The organism is Achromobacter sp. FW305-C-13, from assembly GCF_058783475.1.
The window spans coordinates 205,887-231,724 of record NZ_JBYSYN010000002.1; the positions used below are offsets into that span (position 1 = coordinate 205,887).

Genomic DNA, 25,838 nt, shown 5'->3' on the forward strand with positions numbered 1-25,838 from the left:
CTTGTTGTCCTCTTGGCGTCAGGCGGGCGCGCCGCCCAGATACGCCTCGATAACCTTGGCGTTGCTTTGCACTTCGTTCGGCAGGCCTTCGGCGATCTTCTGGCCGAAGTCCAGCACCGACACGGTGTCGCACACTCCCATCACCACATCCATATGGTGTTCGATGAGGATCAGCGTGATGCCGTGGTCGCGCACCTTGCGGATGATGGCCAGCAGCTCGACGATGTCGGGCGCGGTCAGGCCGGCCGCGGGCTCGTCCAGCAGCAGCAACTGCGGGTCCAGCGCCAGCGCGCGGGCGATTTCCAGCAGGCGCTGCTTGCCATACGGTAGGTTGCGGGCTTCCTCGCTAGCCAGCGACTCCAGGCCCACGAATTCCAGCAGCGCCATCGCGCGGGCCCGGGCGCCTTGTTCTTCGCCCTTCCACTTGGGCGTGCGCAGCGCGATGCCGGCCAGCCCCGTGGTGAAGGTGTGGTGCAGGCCCACCAGCACGTTCTCCAGCGCGGTCATCTCGCCGAACAGCTGCACGTTCTGGAAGGTGCGCGCGATGCCGGCGGCGGCGATGTCCGCTGGCGCCAGGCCAACCAGCGACTTGCCCGAGAATTCCACCGCGCCGGCGGTCGGCACATAGATGCCGGTCAGCACGTTCATCATGGTGCTCTTGCCGGACCCGTTAGGGCCGATCAGGCCGTGGATGGTGCCGCGCTTGATGGTCAGGTCCACCTCGTTCAACGCCTTCAGGCCGCCGAACTGCATCAGTACGCTCTTGGCCGCAAGCAGCGTTTCGCCCTTGCCGGCCACGGCCGCTGCTTCGGGTACCGCGTCTTGTTCCTTCACCAGATCCGTCTTGACCGTCAGCGCCGCGCGGCGGGTCGAGAAGAACAGGTTGCGGACGAAGCCGACGATGCCGTCGGGCAGGTAATACACGACGAACAGGATCATGGCGCCGAAGATGGTCAGGCGCCAGTCGGTCACGGCGTCCAGCCAATACGAGAAGACCGCCAGCACGATGGTGCCGACGACGGGCACCACCACGCGCCGCGGTTCGGCGCGGCCCTTGGACACCGCGACGATGCTGCCCACCGTTACCAGGATGGCCACGGCCAGTGCGATCAGCCGGAAGGTGCCGATGTCGTCCAGCATCTTGGGCAGCAGCACGATGATGGACGCGCCCAGCAGGGCGCCCGTGCGGCTCTTGCGGCCGCCCATGATGATGGCCAGCAGGAACAGGATGGTCAGTTCGAAGTTGTACGTGTTGGGCGAGATGTACTGTTCGGAGTACGAGTACAGCGCGCCTGCCAGGCCGGCGAAACCGGCGCTGATCACGAAGGCGAACACCTTGTGCCGGTAGACCGACACGCCCATGCAGTCGGACGCGATCGGACTGTCGCGCAAGGCCTCGAAGGAGCGTCCCAGGTGCGACTTCAGGATGCGGTGCACAACGATCAGCGAGATCACCAGCAGCGCGCCCACCAGCCAGAAGTACTCGCTCTTGGTCAGGATGTGGCCGCCGATGGACGGCTTGGGGATCTTGATGCCCAAGGGGCCTTCGGTCATGAAGGTCATCTCGTTGATCAGGATCTGGATGATGGTGCCGAACGCCAGCGTCACCATGGCCAGGTAAGGCCCCGTGACCCGCAGCGCCGGCAGCGCCAGCACCGCGCCAAACGCCGCCGCGATCAGGATTGCGGCGGGCAGTATCACCCAGATAGGCATCTGCAGATGGAAGAACAGCACGCCGGCGACATACGAGCCGATGCCGAAAAGCCCGGCATGGCCGAGCGACACCTGGCCGGTGTAACCCACCACGATATCGAGCCCGAACAGCAGGATCGAATAGATCATGATCGTTTCGATCAGGTGCAGATAATACGTGTTGGTCACGCCCAGCGGCACGGCGGCCAGGCAGGCCACGGCCACGACGGATAGCAATAGGTGCAAGGGTTTCATCGCTTACACCTTCTTGATCGCGGTCTTGCCGAACAGGCCGGCGGGCTTGAAGGTCAGAACGAGCAGCAGCAACACCAATCCCGGCACGTCTTTGTACCCCGTCGAAAGATAGAAACCGGTGGTCGTCTCGGCGATCCCCAGGATCAGCCCGCCCACCACGACGCCCATTCCGCTGGACAGGCCGCCGATGATCGCCACGGCGAACGCCTTCAGGCCCAGCACCGCGCCCATGGTGGCGCCGGTCAGCGTCAGCGGCGCCACCAGCACGCCCGCGAACGCCGCGGTCAGCGACGACAACGCGTACGAGAACGTGATCACCATGCCGGTGTTGATGCCCATCAGGCCGGCCGCGTCGCGGTCGTTGGAGGTGGCCACGAAGGCCTTGCCGTAGATGGACTTGCGATTGAAGATTTCGACCAGGATCATCATGCCCAGCGCGCCGAACACAACCAGCAGCTCCATGGGCAGCACGTTCGCGCCCAGCACCTGGATCGGCGCCTCGGGCAGCGGGGAGGGAAAGCGCAGGTCGTCGCGGCCCCAGATGTTCTCGGCCACGTTCTTGAAGATGATCCCCAAGGCGATGGTGGCCATGATCCAGCCGAACTCCGACCGCGTCTTGATGGCCGGCCGCACGCCGACCCGTTCGACGAGCGCGCCTTGCGCAAAGCCGAATATGCAGACGATGGGAATCATGACCCAGTAGTTCACGCCCAGGCCGACCAGCGTCAGCCCGACCAGCGCGCCCAGCATCAGGGCTTCGCCCTGGCCGAAGTTCAAGGTGCCCGAGGTGGCGAAAGTAAGCTGGTATCCGAACGCGATGACGGCATAGATCATGCCTAGCGCGATACCGCTATAGATAAGCTGTAGAAGAATCATGGTGTGTGTCTTGAGGCGCTGTGTTCCGTCCCAACCCCCTTGGGCAGAACGCTGTTTTCAGGCGGCTGCATGCCCCGCGCCCGATGCTCGGGGCGCGGGCGGCGGCGGCCGGGAAGCCGCCGCCTTCCTGCTTTGTTCCAGGCTTAGTTGGCCTTGACGACGCGGCCGCCCTTGACCTCGCCGATGACCACTTCCTTCGCGGTGATCGCGTCGTGGTTGTCGTGCGTGAACGGCTTGTTGTAGGTCATCACCACGCCTTCGACCGGCGTTTGCAGGTTTTCAAGCGCTTCGCGGACCTTCGGGCCGTCGGTGGAGTTGGCCTGCTTGATGGCCGCGGCCAACAGGAAGATCGAGTCATAGCCCTGGGCCGCCGACACCGGCGAATCGATGCGGTTGTTCTTGGGCTTGAACTTGGCCAGATAGGCGTCGATGAACGCCTTGCGCTTGGGGGTGTCCGGGTCCTGGATGAAGGTCTGCGGCATGCGCGCGCCTTCGCCATTGGCGCCCGAGTTGTCGATGTAGTTGGCCATCGAGAGCGTCCAGCTGCCGATGATCGGCACCTTCCAGCCCAGCTTGGTCATGCCGTTGGCGATCTGCGCCAGTTCGGGGCCGATGCCGTAGGTCAGCACGGCTTCGGCGCCGGCGGCCTTGGCCTTCAACAGCTGGGCCGTCATGTCGACGTCCTTGATGTTGAACTTTTCGACGGCCACGGCCTTGATGCCCTTGGCGTCCAGGGCCTTTTCCAGGTCTTCGCGGCCCAGTTGGCCGTAGTTGGTGGAGTCAGCCAGGATCGCGACCTTCTTGTAGCCGCGGCGGGTGATCGCTTCTTCAACGATCATCGGGGCCTGGATGCTGTCATGCGCCGCGTTGCGGAACACGTAGTTGTCGGGGAATTCTGGGGCCTTGAACTGGTGCGTGATCACGCTGCCCGTGGCCACGTTGTTGAACACGGGGATCTTGGCGTCCTGGTAGAAGCGCTGCGAGGCCAGCGCCACGCCCGTATTGATGTAGCCGACCGTGGCGGCGACCTGTTCCTTGTTGATCAATTCCTGCGCGATCTGCACGCCGCGTTCGTTCTTGGCTTCGTCGTCGCGCTCGACGGCCACCAGTTGGCGGCCCAGCACGCCGCCATTCTTGTTGATTTCCTCAATGGCCAGCCGCACGCCGTCGCGCATGCTCACGCCCATGGATGAGGAGCCGCCGGTGTAGGGGCCGGCCACGCCGATCTTGATGGGGTCGGCGGCGTAGGACGCGGCCGATGCGGCAAATGCAAGGGTTCCTGCTAGCAGCTTCAAACGAAAATCCATGGATGTCTCCGTTGTAATTAGATGAACTGCGTGGAAAACCGGTTGCCGGCGCCAGACGGCGGGAAATCTGATGTTGCGGCGCTCTCCTGTGTTGCGTGTTGTGACTGTCTGCTTAATCGCTTACGCGAATCTGACCCGGCGGGGGTTTTCCGCGTAAATACCTAGTACGGGCGCAAGGGGCGCGGGCCATGCGTTGCAACGCAGCATGGGCAGGACTTGCAAGCGGGGTCTTGCGGGGCGTCAAGGCGTGCGACGGGCGGACAGCCGCGTTGGCCGCATGCTAGCCAGCGTGGGCAGCAGGCGCGCGGAATTTCATTCCGCCCTTCACTGGAAATTTATTCCTGGCTGGCCGGCAGGCCGCATGGCCATTGGGATGCCTGTTTGCAGACGTCTTCCAGCCATAGGGAAAACGCTTGGACGGCGCGGCCCGGCGGGCGGGACATTTCGGTGCACAGGTGGTACTGGGATTCACCGGGGATGTCGATGTCCAGCACGCGCACCAGCTTGCCCTCATCCAGCCATTCCGCGGCCAGGGTGCGGCGGGTCAGTGCCAGCCCCTGGCCGGCGCGGGCGGCGGCCAGCATCATCCCCAGATCCACCAGCCAGACCCCGCGCGAGGGTTCGGGCCAGTCTAGGCCGGCCGCGTCCAGCCAGGGACGCCAGGGCTCCATCGGGCAGCGCAGCAGGTCGGCGTGGGCCAGGTCCGCGGGGCGATTGAAGGGGCCGTGCTTGGCCAGATACGACGGTGAGCAGACGGCGAACACGGGGTCGGCCGTGAGCTGGCGCGCGTGCAGGCCGGGATACTTGCCGCTACCGAACCGTACCCACACGTCGGCGTTGGGCGGCATGATGTCCAGATAGGGGATAGACAGCATGATCTCCAGCTCGACGTCCGGATGCGCGGCGGTGAAGCCGGGCAGGTAAGGGATCAGCACCTGGCGGGCAAAGGTGGGTGTCGAGACGACGCGTAGCGGTTCCGGCTTGGGGTCGCCGCGCTTGTGCAGCGAGGCGTCCGACAGCAGGTCCAGCGCCGTGCGCACCTGGTTCAGGTAGTCGCGCCCGGCGGCGCTGAGCGTGGCGCCCCGGCTGCTGCGGATGAAGAGCGAGACGTCCAGCAAGGCTTCCAGCGCGGCGATGCGCTTGCCGATGGCGCTGGCGGTGACGAAAAGTTCTTCGCTGGCGCGTTCGAAAGAGCCCAGGCGGGCGGCCGCTTCGAATGCCTGGATGGCAGCCAGCGGCGGCAGCCGCACATCTTTGGAAGGAGAGGGTCCGCGCATGATCGTCTGGCGGGCCGGCCGTGCGCCCGACGAAAAAGTGGCAACGGAGAGATTATAAAAGTGATGGCGGCGCACCGTCCGAGCGCGCCGCCCTGATGCGGAAAGCGGGGCTTAGACGCCCTTGATGGCCAGGCTGACCGCCAGCCCGGCCATGACCACGGCGATGACGCCGTCCAGGATGCGCCAGGCCGAGGCGCTGGCGAAGAAGCGGGCGAACAGGCGCGAGCCGATGCCCAGCACGGCCAGCCACAGCAGGCTGGCGGTGAAGGCGCCGGCGGCGAACGCCATGCGGGCGTCCTCGAAGCCGTGCGCCAATGAGCCCACCACCACCATGTCGAGCCAGAAATGGGGGTTCAGCAGCGAAAAGCCCAGCGCGCCCAGCATGGCGGCGCGGCGCGACGGCACTACGTCGCGCGCGGCGGCCAAGCCGCCCGTGGCCGTCCAGGCGCGACGGGCCGATTGCACGGCGTACCAGGTCAGGAAGGCGACGCCGAACCACAGCACGGCGGTCGTCAGCCAGGGGAACCAGGCCGTCAGCGCCTGCAGCCCGGAAACGCTGGCGAAGATGAACACGGCGTCGATCAGCGCGCAGATGGCTACGACGCTGAGCAGATGCGCCCGCATCAGGCCTTGGCGCAGGATGAAGGCGCTTTGCGCGCCCACGACGGCGAACAGGCCCAGCCCGGTGGCGGTTCCGCTGGCCCAGGCGGTCAGGAAGAGGGGGGATGACAAGGTGGCGAACATGATGCAAATACCTGTAACTGCAACGCCTGTGGCGGCGCTTTGATGATGGTTCCAGAGGCATTGCGCACTCTGGTGATAGCGTATTTTCCCTTGCGCGACAGATGAAATACAGCTAATTTTCCTTCACTATATTAAGTAAAACTAATTCATGAAACTCGATCACGGCAACTTGCGGGCGCTGGCCGCCGTTGTGCGCGAAGGCAGCTTCGAGCGGGCCGCGCTGTCCCTGAGCGTGACGCCGTCTGCGGTGTCGCAACGAATCAAGGCGCTGGAAGACCGCATGGGCCGCCTGCTCGTCCAGCGAACCGTGCCGGCGGCCGCTACGGCGGACGGCCAGGTGCTGGTGCAACTGGCGGAACAGACGGCGCTCCTGGAACACGATGCACTGAATCGGCTGGGCGTGTCGGACGACGAGGTTCCCCACGCCAGCATCCCCATCGCGGTCAACCACGACAGTCTGGAAACCTGGTTCGTCGACGCGGCCCTGCAATTCTCGGCCCGGACGCGGGCCACGCTGGACATGCTGTCCGAAGACCAGGACCACACGGCGGCGCTGTTGCGCAACGGCTCGGTGCTGGGCGCCGTGACCACGCTGGCCGATCCCGTGCAGGGCTGCCGCATCCACGCGCTGGGCAGCATGCGTTACGTGGCGACCTGCACGCCGGATTTCCACAACCGCTATTTCGCCAACGGGGTCAACGCGCAGACGCTGGCGGAAGCGCCGGTGCTGGTGTTCAACCGCAAGGACGCCCTGCAGGCGCGATTCGCGCACAAGATCTCAGACCCGGCGCCGTGGCAGCCGCCCGTCTGGTGGGTGCCATCCACGCGCGCATTCGTGCAGGCCACGCTCGGCGGGCTGGGTTGGACCATGAATCCACTGCCGCTCGTCCAGGAACACCTTGATGCCGGTCAGCTGATGCTGCTTCGGGGCCGCGCCTGGGAGGATGTGCCGCTGTATTGGCAGCATTGGCGGGTAAACTCCGAGGCGATGGAAGCCTTGACCGATTCGGTTCTGTCGGCCGCCCGCAGCTTGGTCCGGCGGCGTTAACCCACTAGGAGGACACCCCATGAACATCCGCAAGTTCGCACTCATTGCCGCCCTGGGCCTGTGTACGGCCGGTTCGGCGTGGGCGAAGGACTACAAGGTCGGCCAGATCGAAATCGACGACCTCTGGGTCCGCGCGTCGGCGCCGGGCCAGTCCAATGGTGCGGGGTATATGGATATCGACAACGATGCCAAGACGGAAGACCGCCTGCTGTCGGTGTCGTCGGAGGCCGCCGAGCGGGTCGAGTTGCACAACGTGCAGACGGAAAACGGCGTGTCGAAGATGCGCCAGGTCGAAGGCGGTATTGCGCTGCCCGCCGATACCGAGGTCAAGCTCAGCCCGGGCGGCTACCACGTCATGTTCATCAAGCTGAAGGCGCCGTTCGCTGACGGCGCGACCGTGCCGGCCACCTTGAAGTTCGAAAAGGCGGGCGAAGTCGCGGTGCAATTCAAGGTCAAGCCGGCCTCGCACAACCCCGGCATGAGCCACGGCGGCATGGACCACGGCGCGATGAAACACTAAGCGCCCGCGCTGCCCGCGCCTGCTGGCGCGGGTGTGTTTCACCTGAACAGACTCTCAATCGGGCAAGTCTGTCCCGATCAGAGGCAGGTCCACCCCCAATCGGGGCCGCGCGGAGCCGGCTTCGCCGGTCCGCAGCGGCGCCCCCCTGGGGGGGAAGCGCGCAGCGCTGCGGGGGGGGGGGAGGTTAATACAGCCCTTGCTGGCGCATCGCGTCGGCCACCTTCACGAAACCAGCGATGTTGGCGCCGTCCAGGTAGTTGACGTATTCACGCTCGCTGTGGCCGTGACGCACGCAGTTCTCGTGGATGTCGCGCATGATGGCGTGCAGGCGGGCGTCGACCTCTTCGCGCGTCCAGGCCAGGCGGGCGGAGTTCTGGGCCATTTCCAGGCCCGATACGGCCACGCCGCCGGCGTTGGTGGCCTTGCCCGGGGCATACAGCACGCGGGCGGCGATGAAGGCCTTGGCGGCTTCCAGCGTGGCCGGCATGTTGGCGCCTTCCGCCACGCACAGCACGCCGTTCTTGATCAGCGTTTGCGCATCGGCCAGTTCCAGTTCGTTTTGCGTCGCGCACGGCAGGGCAACGTCGACAGGCACGTGCCACGGGCGCTTGCCGGCTTCGTACGTCAAACCGAATTGCTTGGCATACGTGTCCAGGCGGCCGCGCAGGTCGTTCTTGATGTGCATCAGGGCGACCAGCTTCTCGTGCGTGAAGCCGGCTTCGTCCACCACGGTGCCGTTGGAGTCCGACACGGTGACGACCTTGGCGCCCAGCGACATGGCCTTCTCGATGGCGTATTGCGCCACGTTGCCCGACCCCGAGACCGACACGCGCAGGCCGTCGAACGACTTGCCGACGCGCTTGAGCATCTCTTCAGCGAAATACACGGTGCCGTAGCCGGTGGCTTCGGGGCGGATCAGGCTGCCGCCGAAGGTCAGGCCCTTGCCCGTGAAGACGCTGGCGGTGGAATTCGACAGCTTTTTCATCATGCCGGCCATGAAGCCGACTTCGCGCGCACCCACGCCGATGTCGCCGGCCGGCACGTCGGTGTCCGGACCCAGGTGGCGATACAGCTCGATCATCAGCGCCTGGCAGAAGCGCATGACTTCAGCATCGGACTTGCCCTTGGGGTCGAAGTCCGAACCGCCCTTGCCGCCGCCCATGGGCAGCGTGGTCAGCGAGTTCTTCAGCGTCTGTTCGAACGCCAGGAACTTCAGGATGGACAGGTTCACCGAGGGATGGAAACGCATGCCGCCCTTGTACGGGCCGATGGCCGAGCTGTGCTGGATGCGGAAAGCGCGGTTGACCTGGGCACGGCCCTGGTCATCGGTCCAGCACACGCGGAACTGGATCACACGTTCCGGTTCCACCAGACGCTCGAGCAGGGCGTGCTCGGCATAGTGAGGGTGCTTTTCGATGAAAGGCCACAGGCTCAGCATCACCTCCTGGACGGCTTGCATGAACTCAGGCTGCTGCGGGTCGCGCGCGGCGACGCCACGCAGGAAGTCGTCCAGACTCTGCACTTTCAACATGATCTCCTCGGGGGTGCTTCGAACAGGTGCGGGTGTGCGCCGTTTTGGGGCGCGAATTATTTGTTCTGGTGCATTTATCGCACCAGCATGGTGCGGAATTGTAGGGGCAAATTGTTGCCCTGCGCAAAGCCGGAAACGCCGCCATCACCTTGATATCTAAGCACTTTTTTGCGCGATATATTAGGGACGTATGAAATCACAGGGACCTGCGTTTACAGATGGGAAGACGGGATCCAAAGGTATTAGCCTTGTATTTACAGGGAAAATAAATATGTCCCCATTTTATGGCTTCATGTGAGAGGGCTGCAGAATAGCGAGTCCGTCAAGAAATAAGGGGCTCGCAGCGGTATCCGTGTGTCCTGCACCCCGTTTTTTCTTATTTATGTGTCCCCATTAATTATTTTAGAAAGATCACTTGAATTGGCGCGGAGTCAGACCTGGACGACCGCCAGCGCTGCGCCCAAAGCCATCAAGATGGCGCCCACTACCCGGTCAGCGGTGCGTTGGTGGTCCAGCAGCAGCCGGCGCAGGATGACCGACGACACCGACCACGCCACCACGCTGAACCACACCCAATGTGCAAAGGACATGAACAACCCGTAGCCGAACTGCTGGGGCAACGGCGTGCCCGGCGCCACCACCTGCGTGTAGGTGCTGATGACGAACAGGGTGGTCTTGGGATTCAGCGCATTGGTCAGGAAGCCGCTGTACAGCGCCTGCCAGGCCGAAATCGGGGGGCGTGCGGACAGGTCCCGGCTGACCGGCGTGCGGTTGAAGAAGGTCTTCCAACCCATATAGACCAGATAGCAGGCGCCGGCCAGTTTGATGCCTTGCAACACGGGCTGCGCGTAATGGGCCAGCAAGCTCACGCCGAACATCGTATAGAACACGTGGACCTGCACGCCCAGGGCGATGCCCAGCGCACAGACAAGGCCCGTGCGCCGGCCGAACAGGTAGCTGTATCGGGTCACCATTGCAAAGTCCGGCCCCGGACTGATGACGGCAAGGACGGTGATAAGGGCAACGGCGATCAGTTCGGTCATGGCAGCGGCGGCGGGAACGGCGCGCAATAGAGGCTTCGGAAAGGGTGCCCATTCTGTGATGCTGGCGCGGCAATGAAAAACGATTTTTAATGCCTGATATCCGTTAGAAAAAATCACCTATAGCGATGAAACTTCCCCCGCTCGGCTCCCTGCGTGTCTTCGACGCCGCGGCCCGCCATGAAGCCTTCGGCCGCGCGGCAGAAGAGCTGCACGTCACACACGGCGCGGTCAGCCGCCAGATCAAGCAGCTGGAGCAGGCGCTGGGGCTGGTCTTGTTCGAACGCCGGAATCGGGCTGTTTTCCTGACCGATGCCGGGCGCCAGCTGCTGGTTCTGACGCGTAGCCTGTTCGAGCAGTTGGCGGCTGGCTTGGCGCAACTGCGTCAACCTGCTGCCGATGCGCCGCTGGTGCTTTCATGCGAACCGACGATCGCCATGATGTGGCTGATTCCGCGCCTGCCCGATTTCCAGCGGGCGCATCCCGGCATCCAGGTGCATCTGTATGCGGCCGGCGGCCCCGTGGACTTCGCGGCGCAGGGCGTGGACGTGGCGCTGCGGCGCAACGATTTCGAATGGAACACGGCCTTGCATGCCGAGCGCGTATGCGATGAATGGACGGGCCCGGTCTGCCGGCCGGGCGTGGCGGGCAGTCCGGGCGAGCAAGCGTGGAACGGTGCGGCGGCTTTAGGGAGCGCAACCCGGCCGGGGGCTTGGCGGCAATGGGCCCAGGCTTCGGGCCACAAGGCCCCGCGCAAGGCCGGACCCGTCTATGAACATTTCTATCTCAGCCTGCAGGCCGCCGCGGCGGGTCTGGGCGTTGCCATCGGCTCGGCGCTGATGGTTCAGGACGCATTGCGCGACCGTCGGTTGGAGGCGCCTTGCGGATTCCTCCGCGACGGTTCGGCGTACTTCCTGCTGTCGCCACGCCCGTACGGGGACGATCCCCGGGCGGTGGCGTTTCTGGCATGGCTGCGCCAGGAGGCCGCGGCGTCGTTGCCGGATGCGGAGGGCAGCGACGCCAGGCCGATTCAGAGCGTGGCGTCGTAGTCGATCGTCAGCGGCGCGTGGTCCGAGAAGCGCTCGTCCTTGTAGATGGCCACGTTACGGGCGCGGGCGGCGATGCCGGGGGTAGCGATCTGGTAATCAATACGCCACCCGACGTTCTTGGCCCAGGCCTGGCCGCGGTTGCTCCACCAGGTGTACTGGTCGGGCCGGTCGTCGATGGTGCGGAACACGTCCACGAAGCCGCGCTTGTCGAACACGTCGGTCAGCCAGGCGCGTTCCTCGGGCAGGAAACCGGAATTCTTCAGGTTGCCCTTCCAGTTCTTCAGGTCGATTTCCTTGTGCGCGATGTTCCAGTCGCCGCAGATGATGAACTCGCGGCCGGTGGTCTTGTGCTCGTGCATCAGGGCGTCGATCCAGGGCCCGAAGCGGTCCAGGAAACGGTACTTGGCTTGTTGCCGTTCGTCGCCGCTGGACCCCGAGGGCAGGTAGGCGCTGATCACCGACAGGTTCTTCCAGTCGGCGCGGATGATACGGCCTTCGGGGTCGAATTCCTCGCAGTCCAGTCCGACGTTCACGCGTTCGGCGGCGTCGCGCAGGTAGATGCCCACGCCGCTGTAGCCCTTCTTGACCGCGTGGTGGAAGTGGCCGGTATAGCCGGGCGGGTGGCGCAGGTCATCGGTCAGGTCCGCGTCGGCGATCTTGATTTCCTGAAGGCAAAGGACGTCTGCGGCATGCTTGTCCATCCAGGGTTGCAGGCCCTTGCGGAAGGCGGAACGGATGCCGTTGAGATTGATGGACGTGATGCGCAGCAAAGCGAGACTCCTGTAGAGCGGCCGTGGGGGCCGGAACAATGTCAGGAATTTAACCGACTCGGCGGCGGGGCCGGGCAATAGCCCTGACACCGGATAAAATGCCGGGGTTTGCCATCTATCGGATCCCCCTCGTATGCCCGCCGCCACCTCTTCCGCCACCTCCCTCGATTTTGTCCGCTTTGCCCTGAACGAAGGCGTGCTGCGCTTTGGCAGTTTCAAGGTCAAATCGGGTCGGATCAGCCCCTATTTCTTCAATGCCGGCCTGTTCAACAGCGGCGGTTCGGTCGGCAAGCTGGCGCAGTTCTACGCGCAGGCGCTGCTGGATTCGGGCGTGGAATTCGACATGCTGTTCGGCCCGGCATACAAGGGGATTCCGTTGGCGACCGCAACGGCCGTGGCGCTGGCCGGCCACCCGGCCATGCAAGGCCGCGGCGACGTGCCGTTTGCCTACAACCGCAAGGAAGCCAAGGACCACGGCGAAGGCGGCACCCTGGTCGGCGCACCGCTAAAGGGCAAGGTCGTCATCATTGACGACGTGATCACGGCAGGCACGTCGGTGCGCGAATCCGTTGAGATCATCCGCAGCGCGGGCGCCGAACCGGCCGCCGTGCTGATCGCCATGGACCGCATGGAACGCGCCGGCCCGGACGATGCGCTGTCGGCGCATTCGGCGGTGCAGGACGTGGCCAAGACCTACGGCATCCCGGTCGTGGCAATCGCGTCGCTGTCGGACATCATGGCTTTGTTGCAAGACGACGCATCGTTCGCTGAAAACCGCGACGCTGTGCAGGCGTACCGGACGAAGTACGGGGTGAAGTAAAAAGGGGTGAGGCAAAGGGCTGGCGGGTGCGTGCCAGCCGCTCAACCGTTGACCCTCCCCATTCTTCGCAAAAGAAAAGGCCGCGGCAATGTGCCGCGGCCTTTTATCCGTCTGATTCCCGAAGGAACGATCAGCTGTCGAGCTTCTGCTTGAGCAGGTCGTTTACTTGCTGCGGATTGGCCTTGCCGCGGGCGGCCTTCATGATCTGGCCCACCAGCGAGTTGAATGCCTTCTGCTTGCCGGCCCGGTACTCTTCCACGATGGCCGGGTTGGCGGCCAGCACCTCGTCGATCATGGCGCCGATGGCGCCCGTGTCGCTGATCTGCTTCAAGCCACGCGCGTCGATGATGGCGTCCGCGTCGCCGCCGTTCTCGCCTGCCCACATGGCGCCGAAGACTTCGCGGGCGATCTTGTTGGAGATCGTGCCGTCGATGATGCGGCCGATCAGGGCGGCCAGCGCCGGCGCCTGCACGGGCGAATCGGCGATGCTCTTTTCGTCCTTGTTCAAGGCGGCAGCGACTTCGCCCATGACCCAGTTAGCGGCCAGCTTGGCTTGACCTGCCGGCAGCGCGCGCGCCACGGCTTCGAAGTAGGCGGCTAGATCGCGGCTGACGGTCAGTTGGGCGGCGTCGTAGGCAGGCAGGCCGAATTCCGATTCGAAGCGGGCGCGCTGGGCGGCCGGCAGTTCGGGCATGGCGGCGCGCACTTCGTCGACCCAGGCGCTGGAGATCACGAGCGTGGGCAGGTCGGGGTCCGGGAAGTAGCGGTAGTCGTGCGCATCTTCCTTGCTGCGCATGCTGCGCGTTTCGTCGCGGTCGGCGTCGTACAGGCGCGTTTCCTGCACGACCGTGCCGCCGTCTTCGATCAGCTCGATCTGGCGACGCGCTTCATAGACGATGGCGCGTTCCAGGAAGCGGAACGAGTTGACGTTCTTGATCTCGGTGCGGGTGCCGAATTCCTTCTGGCCGATCGGGCGCACCGACACGTTGGCGTCGCAGCGGAACGACCCTTCCTGCATGTTGCCGTCGCAGATGCCCAGCCAGACCACCAGGCTGTGCAGGGCGCGGGCATAGGACACGGCCTCGGCGGCCGAGCGCATTTCGGGCTCGGTCACGATTTCCAGCAGCGGGGTGCCGGCGCGGTTCAGGTCGATGCCGCTGGCGGGCGAGCCGTTGGCCAGCGTGAAGTCGTCGTGCAGCGATTTGCCGGCGTCTTCTTCCAGGTGGGCGCGCGTCAGGTTGACGGTTTTTTCTTCTTCACCCACGAAGAACGACAGCGAACCGCCCACGACCACCGGCAGCTCGTACTGGCTGATCTGGTAGCCCTTGGGCAGGTCGGGGTAGAAGTAGTTCTTGCGCGCAAAGACCGAACGCGGCGCGATCGTGGCGCCCACGGCCAGGCCGAATCGGATGGCGCGCTCGGCCGCGCCGCGGTTCATGACCGGCAGGCTGCCCGGCAAGGCGAGGTCCACTTCGTTGGCATGCGTGTTGGGCGCGGCGCCGAATTCAGTGCTGCTGCCCGAAAAAATCTTGGAGCCGGTGGAAAGCTGGGTGTGGGTTTCCAGGCCGATTACGATTTCCCAGTTCATGTCAGGCGTCCTGCTTTACTGGCGATTGCTTATGCCAGTTGGTGACTTGTTGGTAGCGGTCGGCGATGGCCAACAGGCGGCCTTCGTCGAAGTAGTTGCCGATGATCTGCAGGCCGACCGGTCGGCCCGAGCCGAAGCCGCACGGGATCGACATTGCGGGCAGGCCGGCCAGGCTGACGCCCAGCGTGTAGACGTCGGCCAGCCAGTCGGCCGTCGGGTCGTCGCGGTTGTCGCCGATGTTCTTGGCGACCGTCGGGGTGACCGGGCCCATGATCACGTCGCATTGGCCGGCGTAGGCGCGCTGGAAATCCTGCGCGATCAGGCGGCGCAGGCGCTGCGCTTGAAGGTAGTAGGCGTCGTAATAGCCGTGCGACAGCACGTAGGTGCCGATCAGGATGCGGCGCTTGACCTCGCTGCCGAAGCCTTCGGCGCGCGAGCGGCTGATCATCTCGGTGAGATCGCCGTACTGCTCGGTACGGTGGCCGTAGCGCACGCCGTCGTAGCGGGCCAGGTTGCTGGACGCTTCCGCGGGGGCGATGACGTAGTAAGCGGGAATGGCCAGTTCGGTGCGCGGCAGCGACACCGGCACGCGCACGGCGCCCAGCGCTTCGAACTGGGCCAGGGCGGCTTCCACCGCGGCGGCCACGTCGGCGGCCAGGCCGGCGCCGAAATACTCTTGCGGCACGCCGATGCGCAGGCCCTTCAGGGGCTGGCTGCCGGCGGCGTCAAATGCGGCCTGGGCCGAATCGAAGTCGCGGCGGACGCGGCCCGGTTCGTTGACGGCGGCGTCGCACTTTTCCAGGCTGGTGGCGTCGCGCGGATCGAAGCCGCTGACGACATCCAGCAGTTCAAGCAGGTCGCGGCTGCTGGCGGCCAGCGGGCCGGCCTGGTCCAGGCTGGAGCCGAAGGCCACCATGCCATAGCGCGAGACCGTGCCGTAGGTCGGCTTGATGCCGCTCACGCCGCACAGGGCAGCGGGCTGGCGCACCGAACCGCCGGTGTCGGTGCCGGTGGCGGCGGCCACCAGGCGGGCGGCCACGGCGGCGGCCGAACCGCCCGAGGAGCCACCGGGTACGGCGGCGTGGTCCCAGGGGTTCTTCACGGCGCCGTAGGCCGAGTTCTCGTTGCCGGAACCCATGGCGAATTCGTCGCAGTTCAGCTTGCCGATGGACACGGCGCCGGCCGCGCCCAGGCGTTCGACGACGGTGGCGTCGAACGGGCTGACATAACCTTCCAGCATCTTGCTGCCGGCGGTGGTGCGCCAGCCGCGGGTCACGAACGCGTCCTTGTGGGCGATGGGTACGCCGGCCAGCGGGCCTGCCGTACCATCGGCCAGGGCGGCGTCGGCGGCGCGGGCCTGCGCCAGCGTCAATTCAGCGTCAATATGTAAAAAGCAATTCAGGCCGCTGGCCGCATCGGCGGCCGCCAGGGCGCTTTGCGCCAGTTCCACGGCGCTGACCTGGCGTTGGGCGAGGGCCGCGCGCAAAGCGGCGATCCCCTCGAATTGGGTGTGCAAGGCAGGTTTCGTCATGGCTCAGTCCAGGACTTTAGGGACCAGGAACAAGCCTTCCTGGGCGTCGGGGGCGTTGGCCAGCAGCGCCTGGCGGCGGGCTTCCGAGCTGGCCTCGGTCACGGCGTCTTCACGCAGGCGCAGCACGATGTCCTCATGGGCGGACAGGGGGTGGGCCAGGGGTTCGACGCCTTGGGTGTCGACGGCCTGGAGCCGTTCGATCAGGTGGAGGATGCCGTTCAACTCGGCCTGCGCGACGGTGCGCTGGTCGGGGGTCAGTTCGATTCTGGCCAGCCGGGCAATGCGGGCCACATCTGTGTCATTAAGCGCCATAGGGATTGCAAAATCGATAAGCGAAGGCCGAAGGGCGGGACTGGGCAGTATGCATGCGCCAAACCCGTTACAAAGCTTGAATAGCCTGCATTTATGCGCTATTTCCGGTGAAATTATAAGTTATGATTCACGGTTTAATCGCCGTGATGACAGGCGGACCCGACGTTTTTCGGGCCAAACGCCCCATGGCATGAACCCAATTCCCCCCAGAATTTAGCTGAGCTCCCATGTTCGGATTCCTGCGCAGTTATTTTTCCAGCGATATGGCGATCGACCTCGGTACCGCCAATACGCTGATTTACGTCCGCGGCAAGGGCATCGTGCTCGATGAGCCCTCCGTGGTCGCAATCCGTCATGAAGGCGGGCCTCACGGCAAAAAGATCATCCAGGCCGTCGGCCACGAAGCCAAGCAGATGCTTGGCCGAGTTCCCGGCAATATCGAGGCCATTCGGCCCATGAAGGATGGCGTTATCGCTGACTTCACGGTCACCGAACAGATGCTCAAGCAATTCATCCGCATGGTGCACCCCCGCAACATGCTGGCGCCCAGTCCGCGCATTATCGTCTGCGTGCCCTGCGGCTCCACCCAGGTTGAACGTCGCGCCATCCGCGAATCGGCGTTGGGCGCGGGCGCGTCCCACGTCTTCCTGATCGAAGAACCCATGGCCGCAGCCATCGGCGCCGGCCTGGCCGTCTCCGACGCCAGCGGCTCCATGGTCGTCGACATCGGCGGCGGCACCACCGAGGTGGCGGTCATCTCGCTGGGCGGCATGGTCTACAAGGGTTCCGTGCGCGTCGGCGGCGACAAGTTCGACGAAGCCATTGTCAACTATATCCGCCGTAACTACGGCATGCTGATCGGCGAGCCCACCGCTGAACTGATCAAGAAGGAAATCGGGTCCGCATTCCCGGGTTCCGAAGTCCGCGAAATCGAAGTCAAGGGTCGCAATCTGGCCGAAGGCGTGCCGCGCAGCTTCACGGTCTCGTCCAACGAGATCCTGGAATCGCTGACCGACCCGCTGAACCAAATCGTGTCCGCGGTAAAGATCGCCCTTGAGCAGACCCCGCCCGAACTGGGTGCCGACATCACCGACAAGGGTATCGCCCTGACCGGCGGTGGCGCACTGCTGCGCGATCTGGATCGCCTGCTTCAGGAAGAGACCGGCCTGCCCGTCGTGGTGGCCGACGATCCCCTGACCTGCGTCGTGCGCGGTTGCGGCGAAGCGCTGGAACACCTTGAGAAACTGGGCGCCATCTTCATCAACGACTAATACCGCCCGCCAGCCCGGAGCCCCGCTTTTTCACGGCTCCGGCCGCTGCGGGAGCTACGGACGCGGGTGCCCGGGCTGAGATTCATGCAACGACAAGGGACCCCCCCCCTATTCAGGCGCGGCCCACCTGCGGAGGTGCGGCTGGTCGTTCTGGTCGTCCTTGCGTTGGCCCTGATCATCATGGATTCGCAATGGCGCATGCTGGAACCGGCGCGCCGTGCGATGTCCGTCGCGCTTTATCCCTTCCAGCGTGCCGTCATGGCGCCGCGCGACCTCGTCCAGCAAGTCAATGAGTGGGTCAACGCGGCCAACCTCATCCGCAGCGAAAACGAAGCCTTGCAGCGCCAGCGCATCGAACTGGCCCAGGTGGCCAGCCATGCGGCGCAACTGGCCGCCGAAAACGCGCAACTGCGCCGCCTTCTGGGCGTGACCGACACCGTGGCGCAATCGGCCGTGGTGGTCGAGGTCATGTACGAACCCACCAATGCGTTCACCCAGCGGCTGGTGTTCAACAAAGGCAGCAAAGCCGGCCTGGCGCCGGGCATGCCCGTCATCGACGAAGGCGGCGTGGTCGGCCAGATCGTGCGCGTGACGCCGATGACGGCCGAAGCGGCCCTGGTGACGGACGAGCAGGTCTCCATCCCCGTCCAGCTGCTGCGCAACGGGCTGCGACTGATCGCGTTCGGCGGCAATTCGCCGGGCAAGATGGAAGTCCGTTACCTTGCCGCCAATGCCGACATCAAGGAAGGCGATACTATCGTTACCAGCGGCGTCGGCGGTTTGTTCCCTGCCGGCCTGCCTGTGGCCAAAGTGACCTCGGTCGAACGCGACACCGCTTCCGGTTTCGCGCGCGCCGTGTGTGAACCGCTGGCCCACCCCGAACGCTATCGCCACTTCCTGGTCTTGCAGGTGGATGTGGCCCGCGCCGAGTCCAACCGTCAGGAGGTCGATTCCGGTGGATCGGACTAATCAATCGCAACCCAGGCGCCGCCTGGGTACCCCCAGCAACGTGCATCCCGACCGCCTGTCCGGTCCGGCCCACGGCGTTTTCGTCTGGGCCACGGTGCTGCTGGTGTGGCTGGTTTCGCTGCTGCCGTGGCGCTTGTGGCAGGGCGCGCCCGACGTGCTGCTGCTGATCATCGCCTTCTGGTGCGTGCACGAGCCGCGCCGAGTGGGGCTCTTCACCGCGTTCTTCTTTGGCTTGCTGATGGACGTGCACGACGCGGGTCCGCTGGGCGAGCACGCCTTGTCGTACACGCTGGTCGCCTACGGCGCCGTGGTGCTGCATCGCCGCCTGCAACGGTTCGACCTCTGGAGCCAGGCGATGCACATGCTGCCTGTCTTCTTCATCGCCCGCTTCCTGACCCAGATCATCCACGCCTGGCTGGCCGGCAAATGGCCGGGCTGGGACTGGTGCATCAGCGTGGCCATCACGGCTGCCCTGTGGCCGTTGGCGGGCTGGGTCCTGCACTTGCCGCAGCGCGGTGCCGACGACGCCGAATCCTCCTCCGCCTGATGGCGGCGTCGCCTCATGTTTGAATTCAAGAAAACCGGCCAGCAGCAGAAGCAGCGTTTTCGCCTGCGCGCCTGGGTCGGCGGCGTGTTCGCCCTGGCGTGCTTCGGCGTGCTGGTGGGCCGGTTCTGGTATTTGCAGGTCGACCGTTACGAAGGCCTGTCCGAACGCGCCGACCGCAACCGCATCGCGGTCGTGCCGATCCCGCCGCGCCGCGGCGAGATCCTGGACCGCAACGGCGAAATCCTGGCGCGCAACTACCGTACCTACACGCTGGAAGTGGTACCCGCCCACGCCGGCAACATGAACGAGCTCTTCGAACGGTTGACCGAAGTCGTCTACATCAGCCCCACCGACCAGCGGCGCTTCAAGCGGCGCGCGGCGGAGTCCAGCCGCTACGCCAGCTTGCAACTGCGCAATAACCTGAACGAGACCGAGGCCGCGTGGTTCGCCGCGCACTCGTTCCAGTTCCCGGGCGTCGAGCTGCGGGCGCGCTGGGTGCGAGAGTATCCGCAGGGCCTGTCGGCCGCGCACGTGGTGGGCTACATCGGCCGCATCGCCGAAGGCGACAACGAAGAACTGGAACGCGCCGGCCAGTTGGGCAACTACCGCGGCACCGATGTCATCGGCAAGAAGGGCATCGAGAAGACCTGGGAAGAACAACTGCACGGCCGTACCGGCCTCGAAGAGGTCGAAGTCACTGCCGGCGGACGCCCCATGCGCACGCTGCGGCGGATCGACCCGGTGCCGGGATCGGACATCATGCTGTCCATCGACCTGGGTTTGCAGAAGGTGGCCGAAGAAGCCTTCGAGGGCCAGCGCGGCGCGCTCGTCGCGATCGACCCCGACACGGGTGAAGTCCTGGCCTTCGTGTCGCAACCGTCCTTCGATCCCAACCTGTTCGTGGACGGCATCGACGTGGACAACTGGCGGATGCTGAACGAGTCGCCCGACCACCCGCTGATCAACCGCCCGCTGTACGGCACCTACCCGATCGGTTCGACGTATAAGCCCTTCGTGGGCTTGGCCGCCCTGGAGCTGGGCAAGCGTCGCGCAACCGACCGCATCTCCGACCCCGGTTATTACGAATTCGGCGGACAGAAATTCCGCAACGCGGGCGGCGCGGCCTACGGCATGACCGACATGCACAAGGCGATCGTGGTGTCGTCGGACACGTATTTCTATTCGCTGGGCCCCGAGATCGGCGTGAACGCGCTGCACGATTTCACCAAGCAGTTCGGTTTTGGCCAGATCACCGGCATCGACCTGGAAGGCGAAAAGCGCGGCGTGCTGCCGTCCACCGACTGGAAGCGTTCTGCCTACAAGGACAAGGACCGCCAGCGCTGGTACGCGGGCGAAACCATCTCGGTCGCCGTGGGCCAGGGCTACAACGCGTTTACCTTGCTGCAGCTGGCGCAGGGCACGTCGACGCTGGCCAACAATGGCCTGTATCGCCGCCCGCATCTGGTGCACGCGGTGCGCGACCCGCGCACGGGCGTGGCCAAGCCCACCGAGTCCGCACCCGATTACCGGATTCCGTTGAAGCAGGCCAACGTGGATGTCATCAAGAACGCGATGGGGGACGTGGTGCGGGCCGGCACGGCGCGGCGCGCTTTCGCCAACGCCCCCTACCAGGCGGCAGGCAAGACGGGCACGGCACAGGTGTTCAGCCTGCGCGGCGGCCACTACCGCGCCAGCGCCATCGACGAACGTCTGCGCGACCACGCGCTGTTCATGGGATTTGCGCCGCTGGAGCATCCCCGCATTGCCGTGTCGCTGATCGTCGAAAACGCAGGCTGGGGCGCCAGCGTGGCCGCGCCCGTGGCGCGCAAGGTGTTCGACTACTGGTTGGCCAAAGACCGGCAGGACAAGATCGTACGGCCGGACCGGGCCGATCCGCTGGCCTCCGTTGAATCCATTACTTCCGACGTGGTGCGCCAACAATGAAGCGCCTGGGCCTTATCCTGCTACGCGTGTTCACGGCGTTCGATTGGCCGCTGCTGGCGATTCTGATGATGTTCGCCGCGCTGGGCCTGACCGTCATGCATTCGGCGGTGGGCGGCACGGACTGGCGCTTCGCGGAGCAGTCACGCAATTTCATCATCGCGTTCTTCGCGATGTGGACGATGTCGCTGATCCCGCCCAAGTGGCTGATGAAGCTGGCTCTGCCGTTCTATGTAGTGGGCGTGGTGCTGTTGCTGGGCGTGGAGTTCTTCGGTGAAACCAGCAAGGGCGCGACCCGCTGGCTGAACCTGGGCGTGACGCGTATCCAGCCGTCCGAGATGATGAAGATCGCCGTGCCGATGATGCTGGCCTGGTACTTCCAGCGGCACGAAGGCGCCGTGCGTATCCGCGACTTCCTGGCGGCTGCCGCGATGCTGGCCGCGCCGTTCGGCCTGATCGTGCTGCAGCCTGACCTGGGCACGGCGCTGCTGGTGTTCGGCGCGGGTTTCTTCGTGATCTATTTCGCGGGCCTGTCGTTCAAGTTGCTGGTGCCGGTGATGCTGGCGGGCATCATTGCGATTGGCACGCTGGTGTATTACGAAGACCAGCTATGCGAGCCAGATGTGGACTGGGTGGTGCTGCACGACTATCAGAAGCACCGGGTTTGCACGCTGTTGAATCCCAGCTCCGATCCCTTGGGCAAGGGCTTCCATACGATCCAGTCGATGATCGCGGTGGGTTCGGGCGGCGTCTACGGCAAGGGCTACATGAAGGGCACGCAGACGCACCTGGACTTCATCCCCGAACGCACGACCGACTTCATCTTCGCGGTGTATGCCGAGGAATTCGGCCTGTACGGCGGTATCGCAATCCTGGTGCTGTACGGCCTGATGATGGCACGCGGCCTGACGATCGCATCGCGCGCATCGTCGCAGTTCGGCCGCTTGCTGGCGGGGGCGCTGACGATGATGCTGTTCATCTATGTGTTCGTGAACGTGGGGATGGTGACAGGGATCCTGCCTGTCGTCGGCGTGCCGTTGCCGTTCATGAGTTACGGGGGGACGGCGTTGTTTACGATGGGGATCGCATTCGGGATCATGATGAGTATTAGCCGACATCGGTCGGTTAAGGCTTGATTGCTGGTGTCGGGCGGGCTGGGGATTCGTTGAGGGGCTTGGTGGTGCTGCGGGTCGGGTTCGTCTTACTGCGGGGCGTGATTCTTCTTGCTGGGGATCGTGCTTCGTAGGTTGCCCGTCGGTGTGAGCGTCATGGCCACTCGCGCCCACGATTGCGGTCCGGCGCCCGGGCGCCGGACTTCCCCTTCGTCATCTTCGTTGTTGCCTACGGCAACTGCCTTCAGATTCCCTCGGGCGCATCGAGGTTGCTCGCGTCCATGTCGCCCACACCGACGGGCTCGCGCCGTCTTGGTTTGGTGCGATGCTGGACCTGTGTTCAGTTTCGAGGTTTGCGTGGCCCGCCGATTGCGGCCGCGCGGGCGGCCGTAATCGGCATACGTGCTGTGCGTCGTGGGGGTGGTGATCGCTTGCGCGCTTGCGTGGGGGGGCGTGCTGATGGGTCCGCAATCACGTGGGGGTGGGTAGAGATGGGCGGCAAGCCGCCCATCCGGCAGCAGGGTTCAACTGACGAAGCTTGTAGGATGGGTGAAGCGCGGTTGGGCTTTGGGAAGAACGATTGCCTCGATCGCGCGTAACCCATCTCTTGGCATGCTTCGTGATGGGTTACGTGCGCTGAACGCTCGTGTTCTTGCCGGTGTCCGCACGCACTCCACCCATCCTACGAAGGGCGAACAACGCTCCGGCCTACACGCGTAGCGGCTTGCTTCCGACGCAAGACACCGCGTAAGCCCCCAAAGGCCGCCTGCGCGGCCGGCCGGGGGCGGGCCCCGCAAGATATTTCTCACCCCAATACCGCGTGCAAGAACCCTAAGCACACGGCTCCCCCCGTGGAAGTCAGGTTGCAACTGCGCGAGCCCGTCGCGGCGGAGGCCTGCCGTGCGCGGGGCGTCGATAAGCCCGAGGGAATCTGAAGGCAGTTGCCGCAGGCAACAACGAAGATGACAAAGGGGAAGTCCGGAGCGAAGGCTCCGGACCGCAATCGTTGACCCGCGCACGGCAGGCCTCCGCCGTGACGGGCGTCTTAAGAACCAGCACCCGTCACTACATACATACCGTCAACCCGGTAACGCCTCCGGCACACCCAGGTCGGCTGCCAGCTTCTTCAAGCCATCCCAGATCCGGCTATCGAATTCCACCGAATCGGCATTCACCGCCCGGTTGCGGGCTTCGTATTCGCCCGGATACTGCACGGATTCCACGCCGGGTTGCGGCTTGCATGCGTGCAGATAGTCGATGAACGCGCCGACTTCCATCGTTCGCCAGTCGGTGTTGAAGTCCACCTGCGGATCCAGCAGCAGCGCGAACATGTTGTTTGTCGCCACGCCGATGCGCGGGTGTTCGGGCTGGATCGTGCCGCCGCCAGACAGGACGCCTGCCAGCAGTTCGGCCACCAGCCCCAGCGCGTAGCCCTTGTGGCCGCCGAAAGGAAGCAGGGCGCCGGGCGGGTCGGTGAAAAGGGCGCCCGGATCCGTCGTCGGGTTGCCGTCGGCGTCGATCAGGGATCCCGGGGGCGCTTGTTCTCCCTTGGCCGCCAGCACGCGCGCCTTGTTCACGGCGATGGAACTGGTGGCCATGTCCACGATGAAGGGCGGACGGCCCCCCGGCAGCGGGCCGGCGAAGCACAGCGGGTTCGTGGTCAGGCACGCCTGCGCGCCGCCGAACGGCGCCACGGTGGGCGAGCGGTTGATCACGTTGGTGAAGGCCAGCAGGATCAGGCCCTTGGCTGCCACCATTTCGCCGAAGTGGCCCATGCGGCCCAGGTGGTGGCTGTGGCGCAGAGTCACGATGCATTGGCCGTGTTCCTGCGTGCGCTCGATGGCCTTTTCGATGACGACTTTGCCGACGTACTGGCCCAGGCCGTGGTGGCCGTCGTAGGCCAGCATGGCGCCGCGGTCGTTGACCAGTTCGGGCCGGCCGTCCGGCTTGGCCAGGCCTTCGGACAGCACGCGCCGGTAGTTCGTCAGGATCGACAGGCCGTGGCTGGTATAGCCCACCCGGTCGGACTCGACCAGGTGTTCGGCCACGTCGCGGGCGATGTCTTCGGGCACGCCTTGCGCCATCAGCACGCGGCGGCCGTATTCATTGGCTTGGGCAATGGAGAGTTTCATGATGCGTACTCCTTAGAGCCAGCCGAGCCAGCGCCAGTAAGTCGCGCCCATCACCAGCATTAGCAGGTAGCCCACGATGGTGACGATGATGCCGACTTTGGCGAACTGCTTGGCGTTGAAGGTTTCCGTGCCCAGGCACACCATGTTCTGCGGCGCGTTGATAGGCAGGATGAAGCCGTAGCTGACGACGAAGCCCAGCAGCATTGTCATGCCCAGGCGGCTGAAGTCGCCCGGCAGCGTGGCCAGCACCGAGATCAGGATGGGCAGCATGGCCGAGGTCAGCGCGGTGGCGCTGGCGAAACCCAGGTGGATGACGATCAGGAACGCGGCAAGGATGGCGAAGATGGCCAGCGGTCCCAGGTGATCCAGCCCGGTGTGCGCCACGACCTGGTTGCCCAGCCATTGGCCCGCTTGCGTCGTCAGCAGGGCGGTGCCCAGGCTGATACCCACGCCGAACACGATCACCGTGCCCCATGGGATGCGCGATTGCACGTCTTTCCACGTCATCACGCCAAAGCGCGGCAGCATCAGCAGGACCAGGCCGAAATAGGTGGTCGACGTGGTGTCGAACTTGTGCAGCTTGCCTTCGGTCGACCAGAACAGCAGCAGCATGACCGACACCGCCATCAGGCGCTTTTGCGCACCCGTCATGGGGCCCAGTTCAAGCAGCGACTTTTCGACCGCTTCCTTGCCTCCGGCGATGCTGTCGCTTTCCGGCGGCAGCATCTTCAGCACCACGATGATCAGCACAGCCGACATGATCAGCGACCAGGGGGCGCCGGCGATCAGCCAGTCCGACCACGCCACGCGTTCGCCCAGCATCTTTTCCATGAAGCCGACCGTCAGCAGGTTCTGGGCGGCGGCCGTCTGGATGCCGACGTTCCAGATGCTGGTGGCTTGCGCCACGATGATCATGATGCCGGCGGCGATATTCGAGCGCTTGTCCACGCCGAAAGCGGCGATGACACCCATCATGATGGGCACCACGGCGGCGCTGCGGGCGGTGGCGCTGGGCACGACCAGGCTCAGCACGATCGTCACGGCGATACATCCGATCAGGATGCGGCGCGTGCTGGTGCCGACCTTGGACAGGGTGACCAGCGCGATGCGCCGGTCCAGCCCGGTGAAGGTCATGGCGGCGGCAATGAACAGGGCGCCGGTGACCAGCGCCAGCGCCGAATTTGCAAAGCCGGTCAGCGCCATGCTGATGGCGGCCGACGTGCCGTACAGCACGTTTGGGTCTTTGATTGTCGGAGCCGTGCCCAACAGGAAAGCCATCAGCGTCGTGATCATGATCGCGCTGGCTTCGTAAGACACGGCTTCGGTAATCCAGACCACCACGGCAAACGCCAGGATCGCCAGCATGCGGTGTCCCGCGACCGGCAGGTCGGCAGGCAGGGGCATCATCAACACCCCGATCATCACCAGGATGCCGGCGACGAGTCCGATTGGGATTTTTGCTTTCTTTGGGGCTTGCGAGGCAGGGACAGCGGCTGGCGCGGTCAT

At 64.9% G+C, this 25,838-nt stretch carries 22 protein-coding genes; 9 read left to right on the forward strand and 13 right to left on the reverse strand.

The features are described 5' to 3' along the window. Positions 1 to 18 precede the first annotated feature (18 nt). The 5 genes from AC3WMU_RS12470 to AC3WMU_RS12490 form a co-directional block, all read right to left on the reverse strand. Positions 19 to 1,947, reverse strand: coding sequence for a branched-chain amino acid ABC transporter ATP-binding protein/permease (locus tag AC3WMU_RS12470; protein ID WP_280028477.1), 1,929 nt, complete (start codon positions 1,945 to 1,947; stop codon positions 19 to 21). A gap of 3 nt (positions 1,948 to 1,950) precedes the next feature. Further along, positions 1,951 to 2,823 carry a branched-chain amino acid ABC transporter permease gene (locus AC3WMU_RS12475; protein ID WP_006216335.1) on the reverse strand — a complete coding sequence of 291 codons (873 nt, stop codon included), beginning with the start codon at positions 2,821 to 2,823 and terminating at the stop codon, positions 1,951 to 1,953. A 143-nt stretch (positions 2,824 to 2,966) separates the two neighbouring features. After that, positions 2,967 to 4,130 carry an ABC transporter substrate-binding protein gene (locus tag AC3WMU_RS12480; RefSeq protein ID WP_006224761.1) on the reverse strand — a complete coding sequence of 388 codons (1,164 nt, stop codon included), beginning with the start codon at positions 4,128 to 4,130 and terminating at the stop codon, positions 2,967 to 2,969. Between the two features lie 335 nt (positions 4,131 to 4,465). After that, positions 4,466 to 5,407, reverse strand: a complete 942-nt coding sequence (locus AC3WMU_RS12485; protein WP_280028479.1) for a LysR substrate-binding domain-containing protein — start codon at positions 5,405 to 5,407, stop codon at positions 4,466 to 4,468. Positions 5,408 to 5,518: 111 nt separating this feature from the next. Then, on the reverse strand, positions 5,519 to 6,151 hold the full coding sequence (locus AC3WMU_RS12490) for a LysE/ArgO family amino acid transporter (RefSeq protein WP_006224759.1): 633 nt from the start codon (positions 6,149 to 6,151) through the stop codon (positions 5,519 to 5,521). Positions 6,152 to 6,299: 148 nt separating this feature from the next. Here AC3WMU_RS12490 and AC3WMU_RS12495 point away from each other — a divergent pair, with 148 nt between their 5' ends. Further along, positions 6,300 to 7,199 (forward strand): LysR family transcriptional regulator ArgP, encoded by a 900-nt coding sequence (locus tag AC3WMU_RS12495; protein ID WP_492282421.1) that lies wholly within the window; start codon positions 6,300 to 6,302, stop codon positions 7,197 to 7,199. Positions 7,200 to 7,218: 19 nt separating this feature from the next. Next, positions 7,219 to 7,719: a copper chaperone PCu(A)C gene (locus tag AC3WMU_RS12500; protein ID WP_280028481.1), complete on the forward strand. Its 501-nt coding sequence runs from the start codon at positions 7,219 to 7,221 to the stop codon at positions 7,717 to 7,719. A gap of 184 nt (positions 7,720 to 7,903) precedes the next feature. On the opposite strand, the gene gdhA is transcribed toward AC3WMU_RS12500, so the two are convergent. Together gdhA and AC3WMU_RS12510 are read right to left on the reverse strand one after the other, a co-directional pair. Further along, complete coding sequence (gene gdhA / locus AC3WMU_RS12505; protein ID WP_006224756.1) at positions 7,904 to 9,250, reverse strand: NADP-specific glutamate dehydrogenase; 1,347 nt, start codon at positions 9,248 to 9,250, stop codon at positions 7,904 to 7,906. A gap of 431 nt (positions 9,251 to 9,681) precedes the next feature. Beyond that, a complete protein-coding gene (locus AC3WMU_RS12510) occupies positions 9,682 to 10,293 on the reverse strand; it encodes a LysE family translocator (protein WP_088588896.1) in 612 nt (203 codons plus the stop codon). Positions 10,294 to 10,418: 125 nt separating this feature from the next. On the opposite strand from AC3WMU_RS12510, the gene AC3WMU_RS12515 reads away from it, so the two are divergent. Further along, positions 10,419 to 11,339 (forward strand): LysR substrate-binding domain-containing protein, encoded by a 921-nt coding sequence (locus AC3WMU_RS12515; protein ID WP_424624601.1) that lies wholly within the window; start codon positions 10,419 to 10,421, stop codon positions 11,337 to 11,339. Here the strand turns inward: AC3WMU_RS12515 and AC3WMU_RS12520 are convergent. Then, positions 11,321 to 12,109 (reverse strand): exodeoxyribonuclease III, encoded by a 789-nt coding sequence (locus tag AC3WMU_RS12520; protein WP_006224753.1) that lies wholly within the window; start codon positions 12,107 to 12,109, stop codon positions 11,321 to 11,323. The two genes, AC3WMU_RS12515 and AC3WMU_RS12520, sit on opposite strands and share 19 nt — an antisense overlap. Before the next feature lie 133 nt (positions 12,110 to 12,242). Between AC3WMU_RS12520 and pyrE the strand changes: the two genes are divergently transcribed. Next, entirely contained in the window at positions 12,243 to 12,929 is a 687-nt protein-coding gene (pyrE, locus tag AC3WMU_RS12525; protein WP_006224752.1) for an orotate phosphoribosyltransferase, read from the forward strand. A 130-nt stretch (positions 12,930 to 13,059) separates the two neighbouring features. Here pyrE and gatB read toward each other — a convergent pair whose 3' ends face one another. From gatB to gatC, 3 genes are read right to left on the reverse strand one after another with little or no spacing between them, the layout of a single operon-like run. Next, positions 13,060 to 14,517 carry an Asp-tRNA(Asn)/Glu-tRNA(Gln) amidotransferase subunit GatB gene (gene gatB / locus AC3WMU_RS12530; RefSeq protein WP_492282422.1) on the reverse strand — a complete coding sequence of 486 codons (1,458 nt, stop codon included), beginning with the start codon at positions 14,515 to 14,517 and terminating at the stop codon, positions 13,060 to 13,062. Between the two features lies 1 nt (position 14,518). Further along, on the reverse strand, positions 14,519 to 16,048 hold the full coding sequence (gene gatA, locus AC3WMU_RS12535; RefSeq protein ID WP_006224750.1) for an Asp-tRNA(Asn)/Glu-tRNA(Gln) amidotransferase subunit GatA: 1,530 nt from the start codon (positions 16,046 to 16,048) through the stop codon (positions 14,519 to 14,521). 3 nt (positions 16,049 to 16,051) lie between these two features. After that, positions 16,052 to 16,360, reverse strand: a complete 309-nt coding sequence (gatC, locus tag AC3WMU_RS12540; RefSeq protein WP_006224749.1) for an Asp-tRNA(Asn)/Glu-tRNA(Gln) amidotransferase subunit GatC — start codon at positions 16,358 to 16,360, stop codon at positions 16,052 to 16,054. Between the two features lie 227 nt (positions 16,361 to 16,587). Here gatC and AC3WMU_RS12545 point away from each other — a divergent pair, with 227 nt between their 5' ends. From AC3WMU_RS12545 to rodA, 5 genes are all read left to right on the forward strand, one after another. Then, positions 16,588 to 17,631: a rod shape-determining protein gene (locus tag AC3WMU_RS12545; RefSeq protein ID WP_006216320.1), complete on the forward strand. Its 1,044-nt coding sequence runs from the start codon at positions 16,588 to 16,590 to the stop codon at positions 17,629 to 17,631. 84 nt (positions 17,632 to 17,715) lie between these two features. Beyond that, complete coding sequence (gene mreC, locus AC3WMU_RS12550) at positions 17,716 to 18,600, forward strand: rod shape-determining protein MreC (protein ID WP_035213078.1); 885 nt, start codon at positions 17,716 to 17,718, stop codon at positions 18,598 to 18,600. Beyond that, on the forward strand, positions 18,587 to 19,147 hold the full coding sequence (gene mreD, locus AC3WMU_RS12555; RefSeq protein ID WP_035213076.1) for a rod shape-determining protein MreD: 561 nt from the start codon (positions 18,587 to 18,589) through the stop codon (positions 19,145 to 19,147). Before mreC ends, mreD begins: the two co-directional genes overlap by 14 nt. Positions 19,148 to 19,162: 15 nt before the next feature. Beyond that, the gene (mrdA, locus tag AC3WMU_RS12560; protein ID WP_006224746.1) at positions 19,163 to 21,091 is read left to right on the forward strand and encodes a penicillin-binding protein 2; all 1,929 of its coding nucleotides are present in this window, start codon (positions 19,163 to 19,165) and stop codon (positions 21,089 to 21,091) included. Continuing rightward, on the forward strand, positions 21,088 to 22,224 hold the full coding sequence (gene rodA, locus AC3WMU_RS12565; RefSeq protein ID WP_006224745.1) for a rod shape-determining protein RodA: 1,137 nt from the start codon (positions 21,088 to 21,090) through the stop codon (positions 22,222 to 22,224). Before mrdA ends, rodA begins: the two co-directional genes overlap by 4 nt. A gap of 1,055 nt (positions 22,225 to 23,279) precedes the next feature. On the opposite strand, the gene AC3WMU_RS12570 is transcribed toward rodA, so the two are convergent. Together AC3WMU_RS12570 and AC3WMU_RS12575 are read right to left on the reverse strand one after the other, a co-directional pair. Beyond that, positions 23,280 to 24,332, reverse strand: coding sequence for an Ldh family oxidoreductase (locus tag AC3WMU_RS12570; RefSeq protein WP_006224744.1), 1,053 nt, complete (start codon positions 24,330 to 24,332; stop codon positions 23,280 to 23,282). Between the two features lie 12 nt (positions 24,333 to 24,344). Beyond that, entirely contained in the window at positions 24,345 to 25,838 is a 1,494-nt protein-coding gene (locus AC3WMU_RS12575; RefSeq protein WP_035213074.1) for a DASS family sodium-coupled anion symporter, read from the reverse strand.

What these genes read in the sequence shown, in the direction of transcription:
- AC3WMU_RS12470 (WP_280028477.1), bottom strand. Translation starts at nt 1,947, where the DNA reads ATGAAACCCTTGCACCTATTGCTATCCGTCGTGGCCGTGGCCTGCCTG.
- AC3WMU_RS12475 (WP_006216335.1), bottom strand. Translation starts at nt 2,823, where the DNA reads ATGATTCTTCTACAGCTTATCTATAGCGGTATCGCGCTAGGCATGATC.
- AC3WMU_RS12480 (WP_006224761.1), bottom strand. Translation starts at nt 4,130, where the DNA reads ATGGATTTTCGTTTGAAGCTGCTAGCAGGAACCCTTGCATTTGCCGCA.
- AC3WMU_RS12485 (WP_280028479.1), bottom strand. Translation starts at nt 5,407, where the DNA reads ATGCGCGGACCCTCTCCTTCCAAAGATGTGCGGCTGCCGCCGCTGGCT.
- AC3WMU_RS12490 (WP_006224759.1), bottom strand. Translation starts at nt 6,151, where the DNA reads ATGTTCGCCACCTTGTCATCCCCCCTCTTCCTGACCGCCTGGGCCAGC.
- AC3WMU_RS12495 (WP_492282421.1), top strand. Translation starts at nt 6,300, where the DNA reads ATGAAACTCGATCACGGCAACTTGCGGGCGCTGGCCGCCGTTGTGCGC.
- AC3WMU_RS12500 (WP_280028481.1), top strand. Translation starts at nt 7,219, where the DNA reads ATGAACATCCGCAAGTTCGCACTCATTGCCGCCCTGGGCCTGTGTACG.
- gdhA (WP_006224756.1), bottom strand. Translation starts at nt 9,250, where the DNA reads ATGTTGAAAGTGCAGAGTCTGGACGACTTCCTGCGTGGCGTCGCCGCG.
- AC3WMU_RS12510 (WP_088588896.1), bottom strand. Translation starts at nt 10,293, where the DNA reads ATGACCGAACTGATCGCCGTTGCCCTTATCACCGTCCTTGCCGTCATC.
- AC3WMU_RS12515 (WP_424624601.1), top strand. Translation starts at nt 10,419, where the DNA reads ATGAAACTTCCCCCGCTCGGCTCCCTGCGTGTCTTCGACGCCGCGGCC.
- pyrE (WP_006224752.1), top strand. Translation starts at nt 12,243, where the DNA reads ATGCCCGCCGCCACCTCTTCCGCCACCTCCCTCGATTTTGTCCGCTTT.
- gatB (WP_492282422.1), bottom strand. Translation starts at nt 14,517, where the DNA reads ATGAACTGGGAAATCGTAATCGGCCTGGAAACCCACACCCAGCTTTCC.
- gatA (WP_006224750.1), bottom strand. Translation starts at nt 16,048, where the DNA reads ATGACGAAACCTGCCTTGCACACCCAATTCGAGGGGATCGCCGCTTTG.
- gatC (WP_006224749.1), bottom strand. Translation starts at nt 16,360, where the DNA reads ATGGCGCTTAATGACACAGATGTGGCCCGCATTGCCCGGCTGGCCAGA.
- AC3WMU_RS12545 (WP_006216320.1), top strand. Translation starts at nt 16,588, where the DNA reads ATGTTCGGATTCCTGCGCAGTTATTTTTCCAGCGATATGGCGATCGAC.
- mreC (WP_035213078.1), top strand. Translation starts at nt 17,716, where the DNA reads ATGCAACGACAAGGGACCCCCCCCCTATTCAGGCGCGGCCCACCTGCG.
- mrdA (WP_006224746.1), top strand. Translation starts at nt 19,163, where the DNA reads ATGTTTGAATTCAAGAAAACCGGCCAGCAGCAGAAGCAGCGTTTTCGC.
- rodA (WP_006224745.1), top strand. Translation starts at nt 21,088, where the DNA reads ATGAAGCGCCTGGGCCTTATCCTGCTACGCGTGTTCACGGCGTTCGAT.
- AC3WMU_RS12570 (WP_006224744.1), bottom strand. Translation starts at nt 24,332, where the DNA reads ATGAAACTCTCCATTGCCCAAGCCAATGAATACGGCCGCCGCGTGCTG.
- AC3WMU_RS12575 (WP_035213074.1), bottom strand. Translation starts at nt 25,838, where the DNA reads ATGACCGCGCCAGCCGCTGTCCCTGCCTCGCAAGCCCCAAAGAAAGCA.